The sequence below is a fragment of the Pseudoalteromonas sp. SR41-1 genome (assembly GCF_014164015.1).
Taxonomy (GTDB): domain Bacteria; phylum Pseudomonadota; class Gammaproteobacteria; order Enterobacterales; family Alteromonadaceae; genus Pseudoalteromonas; species Pseudoalteromonas distincta.
This window is the reverse complement of the sequence record NZ_JACJEK010000011.1, coordinates 59,786-75,901: the sequence shown is the minus strand read 5'-3', so window position 1 is coordinate 75,901 and position 16,116 is coordinate 59,786. Positions and strand designations below refer to the sequence as shown.

The following is a 16,116-nucleotide window of genomic DNA, read 5'->3' as shown; positions in this document are numbered from 1 at the left end:
GCGTATTTAACGCAGTACCAATGTACTTATTAATTAGTTAAATAGACGTCAAAAGCCATATAAGTCACCTTTACAATATCCTTACGTTTGCTTACAGCACTATACAAAAAAAAGTTTATCCTAGGCTTTGTGTTAAGCTACATAGGACTAATAAACATGAACTTATCTTTAAAAGTAGTTTTAGTAATGACGACCGCGCTTATTATGAGCGGCTGCACAGTATATCAACATGGTCCCAGTGCGCATAAACCACATAAAAAAGTCGTTAAAGTAGTTACGCCTGCTTTAGTAACTGAGCACAACTCTCCCAACATTGTGATCGTAAAAGCCAAGCCCACAAAACAAGCCTGCACTAAACACAATGATCATTGGCATTGTAAGGCTCGATAAAAAACGCTTTGCTAAGTAAATTCGCTTAGGTAAAAGAAGTAAATTGCGCTTTTTATTAATACAGAGTTGAGTGATATTGGCAGCGCTAACGTTGGATATACTTAGACATTTTAGCCTCCTCAATGTGCTGAGGAGGTATCCACTAAACTAAGATCGCCTAGAAACTTTATGTGAGGCTAAGTAGGCTCATTTCAAAATGGGTTATACATTTTTCATCCGACGAGTATTGCGCCTGATAAAATTTGAAATCATCTCTACCTATTTTTTTACATTTTTCTTCAATTATTTTTATTACTTTCAATTTATCTTCGGTTGTCGTTTTAATACCAAAAATAATGCCTTTAAGAGAAGAGAATTCATAATTTAATGACCTATCCTTGGGGGCTGAGAAGCTATCTGATGAGCTAGTAAGAATCAGGCGATGTTCGTTTTCATACGACCAATCTTTAGATTTAACGGTCACATCTCTATAGAAATTTTCCCAGTATTTTTTACGCCAACTATTTTCAGATTTAATCATATCATCTGCGCATTCACTCATAGCTTCATCTAACGAGTACCATACTGAATTCAACTTCGGAATGGGAAGACGACCTAGCATGCGAAAGAAGTCGATTTGACCATAACCTTGTATGTAATTTACAGGGAAAAACATTATGTTACTAAACCCATAAGTAGGACCAGATGTTGAGCTGTAACCATTTCGCCCCTTCAACTTAAGAAAGGATTTATCATTAATTACATCGGCATTAAAAATTAAGCATGCACCAGAATGATTATCGCCATAATGTCCCCATACTGAAGAGCTCTTACACTCAGACATAAAGCATGCTGTATACCAATCAGGAAAAACTAACTTTTCAATTTGTGAAATATATTCTTTAGGAAACTCAATAATTACTAAGTTTCTATTTTTACTATCATTATCGATTCTTCCATTATATCGATGTATAAGATCCATTTGTTGGTTACTATGTTGGAGTGCTGAAAATATAGTATTTGCTATTTTTTCGTCACCTCCATTTTCATTCAAGCTTTTTTCCAGAGTACCTATAAAATCTTTATTTAAAAGATCAATAATCGGTTTATCTGCTTCAGAATTTATCCAATCTCTTTTTGGAATAAGACCATTTTTCTCATATTCTGAATATATAACTTCCAGCGCATAACTATGTGTATTTCGAAAATAAAAAAACAACTCATCTCTTCTAACAGGAGTTGTTCGTTTAGAAATTGAAAGAATAAGTTTATCTAAACTTTTATTATCGAAGAATTTGTTTGTAATACTGGAGAACAACTCTTTATATATTGGTGTAGGAAAATCATCTTCACTAGAAAAAACCGGTATATCAGCTTTAGATATAGGATGATCCTCGCCTGAAATCAACAACAAAGAACAAAGTCTCTCAAGACATAATAGATAATGTTGGAATAGGTTTCTCCATACTATGAAATCACCTTTCCAGTACATATCTCGAAAACCTTCCATCGGATCATTTAATAACTCTGGCTCTGCAAAATATATGCTTTGATTTTCTAATTCTTTAAATTCGCCGATCAAGCTATTGATGCGCCTGAATCTATAAAATTCCTTTTTCATATACTAAAACTCAATTTCATTAGGGGTATAATTTAATAGTCACGAATCGTACATGTTCCTACTACCGTCGCCATCATTTCTATACTTTATACAGTTTTAGCAAATTACTTAACACATTACTATCACTAAGTTTTTTATATTCTCAGCGTTAAATTAAATATTTTTGAATGTAAAAAAACCGCGCTAAAGCTCTTTTTAAAGGTGCTTTAGCGCGGTTTTTATATTTCAAATACAAGTATTAAAAAAAGCGTATTAACTAAAATCAACCACCACTTCATAACGCCCAGGCATATCGTTTACTTCGTATACCCAACCGTGTCGTTTTATTATTTTTTCGCTTAACTCTAATCCTAAACCGTAGCCAATATTGGCGGGCTTATTTGTATTATTAGTCGCGTGGGGCATATCCGTTTGTTCGCTGCTATTTACTATAATTACGCGGCTACCTTGTTGAGTAATACGCACTTGACCTTGTTGCGTATGCTGATACGCATTACGTATTAAGTTAGTAAGCACAATATGGCATGCGGTGGCTTCGGTATTAATAGTCGTATTTTGGTTATCGGTATTTATAAGTACATCAACTTGTTTTGAATTGAGTAAATAATCGAGTTCGTTACTCAAGGTCGTTATTTTTTCGGCTAGGTTTACAGGCTCTGGTGCACTTTGCTGGTCGTCATTTCTGCTAAGCCACAATAACGTCTCAGTTAAATCGCTCATAGTTAAACCGGCGCGCTCTATTCGCTGTAGTGTAAGTTGCTGTTTATCGCTTAAAGGCGCTTTTTCGCTTAAGCGGTTAAGTAACTCAACGTTGCTGCGAATAACCGAAATTGGCGTACGTAACTCGTGGCTCGCATAACTTAAAAAGCGCTGCTCTCGCTCAAGGCTGTCGTGAGCAGAAAGCAAGCTACTGCGTATTAGCGTTGCCAAGGTATTTAGTTCGTTATAGGTAAAGTCGGGCGGCGTGTTTTGTAAATTATTTTGATTTAGCGACTTAGCCCAACCGCGTAGTGACTCTACTGGTTTAGCTATTTTTTTCATTACCATAAACAAAAAGAAGGTAAATAAAGCAATTGCCGTAACCCCTGTTAACGCTATCCATGCCAACTTTTTTATAGGTTTATCGGGTGAGCTTTGTTTTTTAAGGCGCTCTTTTTCAAGCATAATGCGTGATACGTAACGGGGCTCCCCTGCAGGGTTTTGAAAATACGCTACAAAATAGAGGTCTTCCGGCATTGAAAAAAACGATGGTTTTACTTTGCTTTTTTGTAGTACGCCAATCTCTGTAGGCTTTGTAAAGCGTAGCTGAATTTCGCTAGGCATGTCTTCCCAGCGACTCGCTATTTTAAAGCCAATCATTTCTGCAGGTTCACCGTTTTTAACCTCAGTAGATTGCGAAAGCGCATGCATTACGCCATTTAACCCTCGGTCTAAGCCATCAATAAAATAATTAACACTTAAAAACGAAAAGCCAATTGCCATTAATGAACTTAAAAGCACCATGGTGGCAAAAAAATACAACCTCAGGCTGGGTCTAATTTTCATGCTTGTGTCTCATTTTTTAATTTTAGCGCAAACCCTACACTGGGTATTGTTTCTAGTACGGCTTGGCAATGCGCTTGCTCTAGCTGTTTACGCAAATGATGAATATGCACTTTTAAGCTATTGCTGTCTGGCTGTTCGTCTCCCCATATTGCTTGCATAATTACCTGTCGGGTTACTGGTTTTTGCTGCTCTCGTACAAGCACTTCTAATAACTTAAAAGTAATGGGTGATAACTTTAAACTGTGCGCAGCCACTGTTGCTGTATGCGCAGTTAAATTAAGTGTTAAGTTAGCAAAGGTAAGTCGCTTAACCTCTCCACTTTTACGTTTTGCTAATACTTGAACCCGCGCTACTAGCTCTTTCATCGCAAATGGTTTTACTAAATAGTCGTCACTACCGGCTGCAAACCCCTCAAGCTTATTGTCGAGGCTATCGCGCGCTGTCAGCATTAATACTGGTATATCAATGCCTTGCTCACGCAATGTTTTACACATGGTTAAACCGTCCATTTTGGGCATGTTTACATCTAATATAATCATTTGATATTGATTACGTTCTATTAAATTTAAACCCATTACGCCATTGCTTGCATGGTCACACTCTATTGACTCAATTTCGAGATAATCAACAATGGTGGTTGCCAAGTCTATGTCGTCTTCAACCAGTAGTACGTTTATCATTAAGAGGCTACTTCCTGCGTTTTATTTTTAGCACCTAGCGATATTAGCACAGCATCAATACCGCGTTTAGCATCGGTTTGAATCATCAATAATGCCGGTATAAGTATTAAGGTAATAACCGTGGCAAACAAAATACCGTAGCCAAGTGATGCCGCAGCAGGAATTAAAAACTGTGCCTGCATTGAGGTTTCGCTAAGTAGCGGCACTAAGCCTGCGTACGTCGTAATTGAGGTAAGTAATACCGCACGTAATCGGCTCGTACACGACTCAACTATGGCATCGTGCGTGCTCATGCTCTCTTCTTTTACTAGTTCGTTAAAGCGTGAAACAAGTAATAAGCTGTCGTTTACAACTACCCCACTGAGCGCCAAAATACCATTTAACGACAATATACTAATGGTTAAGTCGTTCCACCAATGTCCTAAAATAGCGCCCACAATGCCAAACGGAATTGCTACCATAATCAACATAGGTTGAATGTACGATTTAAGCGGAATAGCCAGCAACACGTAAATAACTAATAAAGCTGCTACAAACATAGTGCTCATTGAGCTGGTGGTTTCGCTTTGTTGCTCTGCCTCTCCTGCAAAATACACACTTAAGTTAGGAAATTGCTGTGTTAACTCTGGAATTAAGTCGCGCTTTAAGTTAGCAACTAACTCGTTTGGAGCAATCACGTTTTTATCCACTTGGGCGCTTAAATAAATTGCACGAAGTCCATCAATGCGGGTTATTTCATCTTGCTGATATTCACTGCTTACTGTGGCTACGTTAACTAAAGGGACAACGGTGCCATCAGGCAGGCGAATACGCGACTGCATTATATCGGCAGGTGTTTTACGAGCATCTTCTGGGTAGCGTACACGTACTTTAACTTCGTCTTTATTACGTTGGTAGCGCTGTACAACTGCACCACCAAAGGCTTGCAGTACTTGCTTTGATAAACTGGCTGTATCCATGCCAAGCGCGCGCCCTTGTGCATTTAGGGTAAATTTAAGCTGTGGCTGACCTGGGTTTAAGTTGTCGTCTATTCCGTTAACGCCTGCGGTATTTTGTAAGCGCTCCTTAAATAGTGCGCCCGCCGCCATTACGGTTTCGTCGTCCCACGCTTTAAGCTCAACTTTAAAGTTATCGACCATTTTACGCGTGGCTAATATTTGTAATTTTTTACTGCCCTCAAGGCTACCTGCTACGCGCTGCCACTCTTGAGCAAATTCGCTTGCTGTAAAAGCGCCTTCGTTTAATAGCTCAACACTTACTTCACCGCTGGTGTCGCTGCTACTAATGACTTGTAGGCTGGTTATTTCGCTTTTGTCAGAGCTCAACTTAGTCATTAAGTTTTGCTCTGCTTGTAATGCACTTTGCTCAAGCGTTAATAAGTTTGTGTTTGTTTGCCCATAAGCGGCGTCGTTTTGCATAACTAAATCGGCTGTTACAGTGTCGCCTGCAATACTTGGGAAAAAACCAACTTTAACTGTGCCTGTCATCGGCATGCCAATAACTAATATAAAAAAGGCGATAAACGCAGCCACTACGGCGTATCTAAAGCGCAGTGAAAACTCAATAACCTTGCAGTAAATGTTTTTGCTAAACCAGCTTAAGCCGCTATCAGCACCATGTTGTATTTTTGACCACAGACCTGCTAAGCCTTTTTTAACTTGGCGTTTAGTACTAATGTGGGCTAAATGCGAGGGTAAAATAAGTTTTGATTCAACAACTGAAAGCAGTAAACAAATAGTCACTACAGTGGCAAATTGAGAGTAAATTTTACCTAAGTTACCTGACACATTCGAAAGCGCCACAAACGCAGCCACCGTGGTTAACACCCCAAATATTGTTGGCACAGCAACCTTCATGGTGCCTAAAACTGTATTATTTAATGTATCGCCATGCTTTTTACGTGTGGTGTAAATACTCTCGCCTACAACAACGGCATCGTCTACCACTATGCCCAGCGCCATAATAAAGCCAAAGGTGGTCATTTCGTTTATGGTCAGTGCGGTGTAGCCATCGGTCATAAAATAAAGCGTGCCAAAAAATACAAACGGCAAGCCACCAGCCACCCATAGCGCTACGCGTACGTTTAAAAATATGGCAAGTATTACAAACACCATAATAATACCGGTCACGGCATTTTTAGTAAGTAGCGATAAACGCTCGGTGATCATGGTGCTTTTGTCGTGCCAGCTTTCAAGCTCTACGTTTTGAGGTAATAAACCGCTTTCGTGCCATTTATCTATTACGCTATTAGCTTGTTCAACAATGGTAGTTATATCGCTGTTATCGCCCATTAAAATTTCAACGCCTACGGCATTTTGTTGGTTATAACGGCTTAATGAGTTGCTATCTTCGGCAAATGAGTCGGTAACGGTTGCTACATCGCCTAACTTAATTTGTGTGCCTGATGCGGTTGTTAACAATACAATATTGGCAAAGTCGCGCTGCCAGTAAGCTTGGTCGGCGGCTTTTAAGCGTATAATTTTACTGCTATCGCGCAAACTAGTCGAAAGCGGGCTTGATGACTCATTATTAATGACCTCACTTACATCACTAATAGTTAAGCCATACGCTTGTAATTTACCTTCGTCGATTTCTATGGACATCATCGGGTCGAGCACACCCGATTGCTCTACGTCGCTAATGCCTGATTGCGCTAATAAATCGGCTTTAAGTTTTTCACCCAGGTTTTGTAATGTATGGCGATCTGCATCCCCAAAAAGTTGCAGCGTTAATGCATGATCTTGCCTACGGGCTTTATCAATAACAGGTTGCTCAGCATCTGCCGGAAAGTTATTAATAGCGTCAACTTGGTTTTTAACGTCAACAAGTAACTCATCGAGTGAGTAATCAGTACTTTTTTCAATGCTTACATGGCTGCCGCTAGCATCGGATGTAGAGGTAATACGTTTAATACCCGATACGGTTTCGAGCGCTTCTTCTATTTTTAACGCTATTCCTTCTTCGGCTTGCAATGCATCGCCACTGTCGTAAACCACCGATACCGAAATAGTATCTGGCTCTAAACTCGGAAAAGCCTCTTTACGTAAAGTCGTAAGCGACATAATACCCATTACAATCACACTAACTAACAATAAGTTAGCGGCAACAGAGTTATTTGCAAACCAATTAATAATACCGTGCAGCGGGTTATTATTGCTGGGTAATTGAGGTGGTTGATGAGGGCTCATTATTGTATCTCCTCAACTATTGGATTTACTTTCATGTCGTTTAAGTAACTAACAAGTGGGCGCGCCACCACTTTTAGATTTTTAGCACCATCTACTGGCGTAATATATACGTAATCCCCACGCTCAAATACTTTATTAGCGTGTGTGCTTACTAAGCTATTTTGATCATTTACGTACCAAATTAAGCCATCTTGAGATACCGCCGAAGCAGGCAGTTTTATTACGTTAGTTAACTGCTTACCGGCAATTTCTACCGCTAAAAATGTACCAGGCAGTAACGGCGTTGTTTGCTCAAACGATTTATCTAAGGCAACAATTACGCTGCGTTGGCGCGAGCTGTCATCAAGGTGTTGCTCAAAACGTGCAATATAACCGTTCCATTTAGTATTAGTGGTTACATCACTTAAAATAACATCGCCTGATTTATTATTTGCTAGGTTTTGCCACTGACTTAATGAAAGCGGCACCGTTATTTCTACTTTGTCAGTGCTGTTTAGCGTGGCAAGCGTATCGCCAATACTCACATAAGTACCTAAATCTATATCGCGCGATAAAATAACAGCGTCAAATGGTGCACTTAACTGGGTGTTATTTACATCACGCTGTGCGGTTTTAAGTGCATATTGTGCTTTATCGAGCGTAGCTTGCGCGGCTTCTAACTGCAGCGTTCTAAATACAAGCGGCGAGCTTGGCGCTTGCGTAACGCCTGAGCGATCCCATTCACGTTTTGCTTGATTACCTAAATCTTGTTCTTCTTGCAGTGCTAGTTTTGCATCAGCCAATGTTGCTTTTGCGCTAGCTAGAGCTTGTAAGTATTCGGTGTCATCAATTTGTGCAAACACCTGCCCTTTAGTTATTAAGTTACCGGTCGCAAATTGCTCGCTCATACTGGTTACTTCGCCTTTAACTTGTGCTTTTAAGCTAAGTGACCAATGCGCTTTAGCTTCACCGTGGCCGCTAACATAAGCCTGATAAGTGCTCGGAGCTGCATTAATTACCGATACATTTGGGGCAATAGCTTTAATAGCGGCAGGTTGTGGACTATTTGCTTTTTCAGCCATTTTTTGACCGTTATACATAATAGCAAGCCCTATACAAACAATAGCAACAAGCGTTACAACAACCGGTGTTGGCGAAATTTTCATGACGATACTCCAAGGCCCAAAGCGAGGCCTAAATCTATGCGGTTAGTTAAAAGGGTGTAGTTTATTTGGCTAAGCTGGGCTTGCAGGTCGTATACTTTTTGTTGCACTGTTAGCAAATCTAAAATATCAACCAAACCTTGTTGATACTTACTTTGATAGTTACTAAAGCTGCGTTTAGCGCTAGCAAGTGCATTGCTAATTTGCAGTTGCTGCTCGGTTAATGATTGCTCCTGCCCGAGTGCATTTTCAACTTCGTTTACCGCACTTAGCAGCGTATCTTGGTACTGCCAAAACGCTTGCTCGGCATTTAATTTTGCAATATCAACTTGCGCACGCAGTGCTCCACCTTCAAATAAAGGGGCACTTAAACTGCCTAATAAACTCCACACTGGGCTAGTTAATAATGATTGGCTTGGCGTGCTTGCTAAATCACTCAGTGATGCCGAAAGCGAAATACTCGGTAGTAGCTCTTTGTACGATACATCAACCAAGTAATGCTTTGCCTGAATGTTGTAATAGGCACTTTGTAAGTCAGGTCGGCGCGCTAAATCTTGCTCTGGTAAGATACTTAATGGCTCAATAACGCTTGGTAGAGTTAATGTACTTGGCAGGTTTTGAAGTTTATCAGTGCCTACAATTAGCATTAAAGCACGCTTTGCTTTTGCTATTTGTTCTTTGTAATCGGCAATGGTCGCGCGGGTAGATGCCGTGCTAGTACGGGCGGTATCAAGCGCTTCTAAATCACCTAACCCATATTGGTAGCGCTCTACAATACTTTGCTCATTATTTTGTAAAACAACTAAACGTTGCTGCTCTATATCGAGCAAATTTTGCTGCAAAATAATGTTTAAATACGTGCGTATCACGCTGGCTACTAAGGTGTCTTTAGCGCCTTGATAAGTAGCTTGATTACTGGCAATAGTCATATCTTGCGCGGCTACGTTGTCAGCAATTTTTTGCCATATATCGGCTTCCCAACTTATACCTACTGATGAGCTGTATTGCGTGCCTTCGGTTTCACTGCGCTGCGCGTCAAATCCTGCATCTACACTAAACCACTGACTTGCAGCAGTTACATCACGCTGCGCATAAGCTAGTTTTAATGCAACATGCACTTGATTAAACGATGGGTTATTAGTAACAGCTTGCTCAATAAGCGAATCAAGCCCTTCAATATCCACCAAATCGGTAATGTAATTTACTTGCTGTGCGTTACTTTGCGTGTACTGCCAGTTTGTATGTTGCTTTAGCGACTGCTCAGTACTATTACCTTGATAGCTTGGCTGACTACTACATGCAGCAAGCGTACAACTAAGTGCAAGTAAAAAACCGGTTGAGTGCTTTTTAAAATAAACCATTTAACTACGCCTAATTCGTACTATTACACATAGCTTATTAGGTCGAGGGTTAAGAAGGGGTTAAATGGTATAAACTAAATATTGGGTTGCTAATTTAACAGTAAAAAGTAGTCACTTTAGATGTTTTATATCGTTATAAGTTTTGTAATTGCTCTATCAACCATTTATGAATTGGGCTGTTATTAGTACGCGGATGCCATGCGGCTATTACTTTAAATGTAGGAGGCAGAGCTTCTATTTTTAGCTGTTTAACTTTGCTGTTTGGTAATAATCTTGATGGGTAAAACGCGAGCATATCGGTTGTATGTAAAATGTCGGGCACCGCTGAAAAGCTCGGCACCGACATTACAATATTACGTTTTAGCCCTTGGCTTTCAAACCACTGATCGTGCGATCCGCGCAAATTTGCACGAGATGGCGACACCACTAGCTGTGGATGCTTTGCAAATTGCGCCAAACTCAAAGGTTCAGTGTAAGTCGTGTTACCTATACCGGTAATACACAAATGCTGTTCTTCAAACAAAGTGATATAAGAAAGGTTGTCGGGTATAAATTCTGGAAAGCTTATCAGCAAATCAAGCTCGCCTGCCGTTATAAGTTGATTAACGTTATCTGATGCAAAGTCGCGCACAATCAGCTTTAAACCTGGCGCTTCGCGGCGGGTAATATTAAATAATTGCGGCAATAAGGCCTGCGTGGCGTAGTCGGTTGCGCTTATGGTAAACACACCTTTATAAGTTTGCGGGCTAAACTGCTCGGGCTCTAGTAACAACTCTAATTGCTTTAAAATATTATTAACAGGTGCCTTGAGCCCTTGCGCTTTAGGAGTAGCAACCATGTTATTGCCTTGGCGAATAAACAAGCGATCGTCAAATAAGTCTCGTAGTTTTCGTAGTTGCTCACTAATAGCTTGTTGCGTTAACCCCATTTTTTTGGCTACTTGTGAAAGATTTTGCAGTTCTAATAAGCTACTGAGTACTCTTAACTGCTTTATATCGAGCCGACTGATACCATTCATAATTGTATGCTGCACAAAAAAGTGTTGTTTCAAATTGTATCTTTAAATCTCTATGCTGCCAATGTTGCTTAACCACTATTTAAGCCTTTGTTTGCTTTATAAGAGAATTTAAAATGAAATCAGATTTAGTTAATACCGCTCCTTTATTCTCATCAATTGAGCTTGGCCCTTTTACACTTAAAAACCGTATTGTGATGCCTCCTCTTACTCGCTCTCGCAGCACTCAGCCTGGCAATATTCCTAATGAATTAATGGCTGAGTATTACTCGCAGCGTGCATCGGCTGGTTTTATGGTTACCGAAGGCACACAAATAGAACCTCGTGGGCAAGGTTACGCTTGGACCCCAGGTATTCACTCGCAAGCACAAATTGAAGGCTGGAAAAAAGTAACACATGCAGTACACGCTAAAGGCGGCGTTATTTTTGCTCAGCTTTGGCATGTAGGGCGCGTATCGCACGCCACACTACAACCAAATTCAGGTAAACCGGTTGGCCCTTCAGATATTATTGCTGACAATGTAAAAGTATTTATTGAAACCGCACCTGGTGAAGGCGCATTGGCTGACCCAAGTGAGCCTCGTGCGCTAACAACAACTGAGGTTGGTGAACTGGTAAACATGTACGCTCAAGCTGCACGCAATGCTTTAGAAGCTGGCTTTGATGGTGTGGAGCTTCATTGTGCTAACGGCTATTTAGTTAATCAGTTTATTTCTGAGCATACTAATAACCGTGACGATCAATACGGTGGAACGCTTAGTAATCGCCTGCGCTTTTTAAAAGAGATAGTTGAAGCGGTAAGTGACGTTGTAGGCTCTGATCGTTTAGGTGTTCGCTTTGCTCCTTTATTTGAAAGCACAGATGAAACACGAGTGTATTTAGGACTTGTTGAATCAAACCCTCATCACACTTATATCCAGGCCGTTAAAGTGCTTGAGCAAGCAGGTATTGCTTACTTATCGATTGCGGAAGCTGATTGGGATAACGCTCCCGATTTACCACAAGAATTTTATAAAGCAGTCCGAGCTGAATTTTCAGGGCGCATTATTTATGCAGGTAAATACACAGTAGAAAAAGCAGTGCGTATTTTAGGTGAAGGTTACGGTGACTTATTTGCATTTGGTCGCCCATTTATAGCTAACCCTGATTTACCAGAGCGTATAGCAAATAATTGGACGTTTAACGAAGCTGATGCAGCCACTATGTATGGCGGTACTGAAGTAGGTTATAGCGATTATCCTTTTTATCAAAAGTAATTAACCAGCAAAGCCAAGGAAGGCTTAATTACTAATTTAATAGCCATTTTTTATGACACGACTAATCATTTTGGTATATTAAAACGTTCCTATAATCGTCAAAAACTAGAGATTATGTCAAGAACCGTCAGTAAAATGTAAAAAGCTGTAAGCATAACTCCGTTTGCTGTTGTATGTCAGTTAACATTCAGTTTGAGCCGCTAGTATTGAACCCAGTTATGTAAAAACATAAACGAGGCAATACTATGAAACTTACTTTTTTACTACCTGCCCTGCTCGCCATTGGCGCAGTATCAGGCTCTGCGCTTGGAGCACAAAACGAGCGAGAGAATGATAAAAGCTTTAAACGCGATCACGACAAACGTGTTGAATATAAACGCGATGAACGCCGCCATGAAAAAAAGCAGCGTATTGAGCATAAAAAAGAAAAACGAGAAGACCGTAAGCAAGAAAAACGTAAACTTGCTAAGTACAAACAGGAAAAGCGTGAACAATACCGCTCCAACCAGCGAAAATATAACTACTTAACAAGCCATCATAATTCAGTCCCTTACAGACAAAATCGATTTATAAACCATTTACCACGCAATAGCGCATCAATCAGATTTAATGGTATTTCGTTTACGTTTAACGACGGCCTTTATTACCGTAAAGCTAAAAGAGGCTACCATGTTGTTAAACCACCTAGAGGCCTGCGTATAAATACGCTACCAAGAAATTATAGGCATTTTAAACACCATAATACGACTTACTACACTTATCAAAATGTGTACTACATTGCAGATAATAATGGTTATACGGTTGTTGATGAGCCATCAACTCGCCTTAATCAGGCAATAAAAGTGGGTAATGTGAATGACTATAGCTTGGGCCAAACTTACGATTCATTGCCTCAGACAGCACAGGCCGTAATAATTAACTCACAGCAGTATTTTAAATACGGCGATATTTATTTTTTACCGCAAATAAGTGGTGACGACATAAAATACCTTGCCATTAAGCTAGGTTAAACTCGCTATAAATTAAAAGGCCTTACTGTAAATAGTAGGGTCTTTTTCATTCCCCTCCGTAGGTAGTAATTTACAGCAATAAAATCAATTCTCTCTAAATATTAACATGTCTTAGTATTTGTAAGCTTTTTTGTTAAACTAGCTCGCATATTAATAGTGAGAGTGTAATTATGTCGGGTGAGTTTCCACGTGCTGGTTTTTGGCGCCGTTTTGCGTCGTTGGTCTACGATACGTTAGCCATTATTGCGTTTGCGATGTTAACTGTAGTGCTGTATTTATTTGCAGTACAGGGGCTTATTTCTCTCGATGTAATTAGTTTAAATGGCGCAGAGGATGTATCTGCATTTATTCAAAATTCAAATCTTCTTTCGGGTATTCGTACCGCTCTTTTAATTATTGTTAGCTTAGTATTTTTTGGCTACTTTTGGACTAAAAGCGGGCAAACCATTGGCATGCGTGCATGGCGTTTAAAAGTACAAACTCTTGAAGGTAATTTAATTAGCTGGCCGCAATCAATTATCCGAAGCGTTAGCGCTTTACTCGGTCTAGGTAATTTGGTGGTGTTAGTCGATTTTAAAAACAAAAAAGCACTGCAAGATTACATCTCTAAAACAGAAGTTATTGCACTTACTAAAGAAGAAAACAGACGTATTTATAGTGAGCTTGATTAATACCTGCTTTCCAAAACTGGTAATTAAAAAGCAAAAAGGGTGACTACTGGTCACCCTTTTTAATGCTTTGAATAGGTACTCTATACCCGTTTATTCATCAAATATGTCGCAAAGCCTATAAATATAATACTGGGCAATACCGCACCTATAATGGCAGGTATTTGGTAAACCATAACTACAGGGCCAAATATTTCATTAGTTAAGTGAAACACGATCCCCGTTACAACACCCATAATAATACGTGCGCCCATAGTAACGGTACGCAGCGGGCCAAATATAAACGAGAGCGCCACCAGCAGCATTACCGCTACAGATACAGGCTGCATAAGCTTACGCCACAGAGCGAGCTCGTAGGTACTGGTGTCTTGTTCGTTTTGCTCTAAGTAAGTTAAATACGACCAAAGCCCAGTAAATGAAAGTGACTCTGGTTTTACCGAAACAACCCCTAACTTTTCAGCGGTCAATTGTGAAGGGTAAAACTCTTCTGGTAGTTGCTCTGTTGTGGTTTTTTCGCTCGTAATAATAACCTTATTTACATGACGAAGTAGCCAGCCTTCTTTTCGGCTCAGTGCATCTTTTGCTTTAGTGATTTGGGTAAGCTCTAACGATTTGTCAAAGTGGTACATGTGTACCCCATTGAGCCTGCCGTTTTCGTCAACATCTTCAATATTAATAAAATTGCTGCCGTCTTTAGCCCATACACCTTTTTGTGTGTTAAATACATCGCCGCCATGTATTGCTTGGTTACGCATTTCTTTGGCGTGTAATTGCGCTTCAGGTGCACCCCATTCGCCAAGTGCCATCATGCATACAGCCATAAATATAGCCGTTTTCATTACAGAGCCAATTATTTGTAAGCGCGACATACCAGCCGCTTGCATCACTACCAGCTCACTGTTTGAGGCAAGTGCCCCCAACCCCGTTAAGCCACCAATTAGCGCAGCCATCGGAAAAAACACCACTAAATCGCCAGGTATTGTGTAAAGCGTGTAAAGCATTGCGGTCATTAAATCGTAACTGCCACGCCCTACCGACTTTAGCTGGTCGATAAACTTAATTAAGGTGCTAATACCAACAAGTACCAACAATGCAAAGCCGGTAGTTTGTAAAATACTGCGGCCTAAATACCAATCAAGCGTTTTCATCATGAGCCTAACTCCCGCTTAGTTACAACGGCTTTAAGCCAAGCGCCCAGCGGCCGCCCTTTTATAATTAATAATCCACCTATAAACAAGGCACTTAGGTGAATCCACCACAAGCCAATTGAAGGCGGAATTTTGCCATCTTCAACTGCAAATTTAGCGGCATTTAGTAAAATAAAATAGCCTAAGTACAAGCTTATAGCAGGCACTAGTTTTGCAAATTTACCTTGGCGAGGATTAACCACACTTAGCGGTACTGCCAGTAAGGTAAGTAACGGAATTGATAATGGAATAGCGAGTCGCCACTGCCATTGAGCAATAGATTCAGGAGTATTAATGGCGAGTAATTGATTAGTAGGCACAGCCTCTAATTTACGGCGTTGGTGCTCTATTTCTTGTTCTCGTATTTGTACGCTGTAACCATCAAATTCTGTTAAGTTAAGTGCAGGCGTTGTGCCATCTGTTTCGTAACGTTTACCGTCTGTTAGCACGAGCTGTTGCTCACCATTTACTGCTTCAACCACAACACCTTGCTCTGCATATACTAAGCGCGCTAGGTTGCCTTTTTCGCTATCGGGTAACTGTGCAACAAATACCTTATTGAGCTCTTTGCCACCCTTTTCAATATTATGAATAAACACCACGGCTTTTTCGTTACCGGTTTCTTGGAACCGCCCAGCTCTGAGTGCGGATAGCCCCGCATCGGCTTTGGCTTGTTCTTTTAATTGATACTCTTGCTCGCTTGCCCACGGCGCTATATACATAGTCAGTGCTGCGGCTAATATAGCAAGCCCTACACTTGATATAAGTGTTACGCGCACAACATACCATTCACTTACGCCACAGGCTTTAAGTACGGTCATTTCGCTATCGGCGTAAATACGGCTGTAGGCTAAAATAATGCCTAAAAATATACTCAGCGGAAGTATTAGCGAGGCTAGTTGTGGAAGTTTTAGTGCAATCATCGATAGCACTAATTTAGCAGGAATGCTGCCCTCAGAGGCATCACCTAAAATACCAACTAACTTTTGTGACAAAAATATTGTCATCAAAGTTAAAAATACGGCGACCTGCGATTTTAAAACCTCAGCGGTCAAATAACGGAAAATTAGCAAT

Annotated in this window: 13 protein-coding genes; 4 read left to right on the top strand and 9 right to left on the bottom strand. The window is 40.3% G+C overall.

The genetic code is table 11. The features are described from left to right. Window positions 1–156: 156 nt before the first annotated feature. A complete protein-coding gene (locus H5118_RS11370) occupies window positions 157–390 on the top strand; it encodes a hypothetical protein (RefSeq protein WP_182748868.1) in 234 nt (77 codons plus the stop codon). Between the two features lie 166 nt (window positions 391–556). On the opposite strand, the gene H5118_RS11365 is transcribed toward H5118_RS11370, so the two are convergent. The 7 genes from H5118_RS11365 to H5118_RS11335 form a co-directional block, all read right to left on the bottom strand. Further along, the gene (locus H5118_RS11365; RefSeq protein WP_182748866.1) at window positions 557–1,990 is read right to left on the bottom strand and encodes a DUF2971 domain-containing protein; all 1,434 of its coding nucleotides are present in this window, start codon (window positions 1,988–1,990) and stop codon (window positions 557–559) included. A gap of 252 nt (window positions 1,991–2,242) precedes the next feature. Further along, on the bottom strand, window positions 2,243–3,535 hold the full coding sequence (locus H5118_RS11360; RefSeq protein ID WP_182748864.1) for a HAMP domain-containing sensor histidine kinase: 1,293 nt from the start codon (window positions 3,533–3,535) through the stop codon (window positions 2,243–2,245). Beyond that, on the bottom strand, window positions 3,532–4,215 hold the full coding sequence (locus H5118_RS11355) for a response regulator transcription factor (RefSeq protein WP_182748862.1): 684 nt from the start codon (window positions 4,213–4,215) through the stop codon (window positions 3,532–3,534). The genes H5118_RS11360 and H5118_RS11355 overlap by 4 nt, the downstream gene beginning before the upstream one ends. Then, the gene (locus tag H5118_RS11350) at window positions 4,215–7,403 is read right to left on the bottom strand and encodes an efflux RND transporter permease subunit (protein WP_182748860.1); all 3,189 of its coding nucleotides are present in this window, start codon (window positions 7,401–7,403) and stop codon (window positions 4,215–4,217) included. The genes H5118_RS11355 and H5118_RS11350 overlap by 1 nt, the downstream gene beginning before the upstream one ends. Continuing rightward, window positions 7,403–8,548: an efflux RND transporter periplasmic adaptor subunit gene (locus H5118_RS11345; protein WP_182748858.1), complete on the bottom strand. Its 1,146-nt coding sequence runs from the start codon at window positions 8,546–8,548 to the stop codon at window positions 7,403–7,405. The genes H5118_RS11350 and H5118_RS11345 overlap by 1 nt, the downstream gene beginning before the upstream one ends. Continuing rightward, window positions 8,545–9,906, bottom strand: coding sequence for a TolC family protein (locus H5118_RS11340; protein ID WP_182748856.1), 1,362 nt, complete (start codon window positions 9,904–9,906; stop codon window positions 8,545–8,547). Before H5118_RS11340 ends, H5118_RS11345 begins: the two co-directional genes overlap by 4 nt. Before the next feature lie 133 nt (window positions 9,907–10,039). Next, window positions 10,040–10,957, bottom strand: a complete 918-nt coding sequence (locus H5118_RS11335) for a LysR family transcriptional regulator (RefSeq protein ID WP_220487425.1) — start codon at window positions 10,955–10,957, stop codon at window positions 10,040–10,042. 80 nt (window positions 10,958–11,037) lie between these two features. Here H5118_RS11335 and H5118_RS11330 point away from each other — a divergent pair, with 80 nt between their 5' ends. The 3 genes from H5118_RS11330 (at window position 11,038) to H5118_RS11320 (ending at window position 13,858) form a co-directional block, all read left to right on the top strand. Further along, window positions 11,038–12,177, top strand: a complete 1,140-nt coding sequence (locus H5118_RS11330; RefSeq protein WP_182748854.1) for an alkene reductase — start codon at window positions 11,038–11,040, stop codon at window positions 12,175–12,177. Window positions 12,178–12,422: 245 nt separating this feature from the next. Continuing rightward, window positions 12,423–13,187 (top strand): DUF6515 family protein, encoded by a 765-nt coding sequence (locus tag H5118_RS11325; protein ID WP_182748852.1) that lies wholly within the window; start codon window positions 12,423–12,425, stop codon window positions 13,185–13,187. Window positions 13,188–13,357: 170 nt separating this feature from the next. Then, window positions 13,358–13,858 carry an RDD family protein gene (locus H5118_RS11320; RefSeq protein WP_002962012.1) on the top strand — a complete coding sequence of 167 codons (501 nt, stop codon included), beginning with the start codon at window positions 13,358–13,360 and terminating at the stop codon, window positions 13,856–13,858. Between the two features lie 80 nt (window positions 13,859–13,938). On the opposite strand, the gene lptG is transcribed toward H5118_RS11320, so the two are convergent. Both lptG and lptF read right to left on the bottom strand, forming a co-directional pair. Further along, window positions 13,939–15,006 (bottom strand): LPS export ABC transporter permease LptG, encoded by a 1,068-nt coding sequence (gene lptG, locus H5118_RS11315; RefSeq protein WP_182748850.1) that lies wholly within the window; start codon window positions 15,004–15,006, stop codon window positions 13,939–13,941. Next, window positions 15,003–16,115: an LPS export ABC transporter permease LptF gene (gene lptF / locus H5118_RS11310; RefSeq protein WP_002962016.1), complete on the bottom strand. Its 1,113-nt coding sequence runs from the start codon at window positions 16,113–16,115 to the stop codon at window positions 15,003–15,005. Before lptF ends, lptG begins: the two co-directional genes overlap by 4 nt. Between the last annotated feature and the right edge of the window lies 1 nt (window position 16,116).

Coding starts and splice junctions, on each gene's coding strand:
- H5118_RS11370 (WP_182748868.1), top strand. CDS start 157: ATGAACTTATCTTTAAAAGTAGTTTTAGTAATGACGACCGCGCTTATT.
- H5118_RS11365 (WP_182748866.1), bottom strand. CDS start 1,990: ATGAAAAAGGAATTTTATAGATTCAGGCGCATCAATAGCTTGATCGGC.
- H5118_RS11360 (WP_182748864.1), bottom strand. CDS start 3,535: ATGAAAATTAGACCCAGCCTGAGGTTGTATTTTTTTGCCACCATGGTG.
- H5118_RS11355 (WP_182748862.1), bottom strand. CDS start 4,215: ATGATAAACGTACTACTGGTTGAAGACGACATAGACTTGGCAACCACC.
- H5118_RS11350 (WP_182748860.1), bottom strand. CDS start 7,403: ATGAGCCCTCATCAACCACCTCAATTACCCAGCAATAATAACCCGCTG.
- H5118_RS11345 (WP_182748858.1), bottom strand. CDS start 8,548: ATGAAAATTTCGCCAACACCGGTTGTTGTAACGCTTGTTGCTATTGTT.
- H5118_RS11340 (WP_182748856.1), bottom strand. CDS start 9,906: ATGGTTTATTTTAAAAAGCACTCAACCGGTTTTTTACTTGCACTTAGT.
- H5118_RS11330 (WP_182748854.1), top strand. CDS start 11,038: ATGAAATCAGATTTAGTTAATACCGCTCCTTTATTCTCATCAATTGAG.
- H5118_RS11325 (WP_182748852.1), top strand. CDS start 12,423: ATGAAACTTACTTTTTTACTACCTGCCCTGCTCGCCATTGGCGCAGTA.
- H5118_RS11320 (WP_002962012.1), top strand. CDS start 13,358: ATGTCGGGTGAGTTTCCACGTGCTGGTTTTTGGCGCCGTTTTGCGTCG.
- lptG (WP_182748850.1), bottom strand. CDS start 15,006: ATGATGAAAACGCTTGATTGGTATTTAGGCCGCAGTATTTTACAAACT.